The organism is Bartonella sp. AD328YNZD, assembly GCF_042196425.1.
Genome location: NZ_JBHIQG010000895.1, coordinates 1 through 515 on the forward strand (window position 1 = coordinate 1; position 515 = coordinate 515).

Sequence of the window (515 nt, forward strand, 5' to 3'; positions counted from 1 at the left end):
GGATTTTTTGCCTCCTGTAGCGTTAAACCGAAGCGCTTTGCACGCATTTCTATTGCCAATTTATCAACGGCTTCACGGGGTGCTTTTGCACGTGATATACGACCATTGGCTTCTCTTACCTGCCCTGCTATTTTAGGGCGTCCCCTCTTTTTGTTGCTTTTCATAACACCGCTTTTTATTTAAAAAGGAACGCTATCATTCATAACGGTATGAGATGTATCAAGAGGTCTGTGAAAGCTTCTGTCATAAGGTGATGACTGCTCTTGATTATCATCATTTTTGCCATCTAAAAGCTTTAAATCGCCTTTGTACTTAGGCAAAATGATTTCTGTTACAAACCGTTCAATACCGTTTTTATCTTGCCATTTACGCGTTTGAAGCTGTCCCTCGATATAAACTTTGCTGCCTTTGACAAGATATTGATTTATAATGATAATCTAGCATTATTCATATGGAATTAAAGACCAGAATAACGTAAGATTCTCTCATTTCAAATCTGTTTATCTTGAATCAAT

1 pseudogene is annotated in these 515 nt (G+C 37.5%); it reads right to left on the reverse strand.

What is annotated here, in order from left to right:
• Positions 1-179 precede the first annotated feature (179 nt).
• A pseudogene (locus ACFIO3_RS15630) lies at positions 180-422 on the reverse strand (single-stranded DNA-binding protein); the annotation flags it as partial.
• Between the last annotated feature and the right edge of the window lie 93 nt (positions 423-515).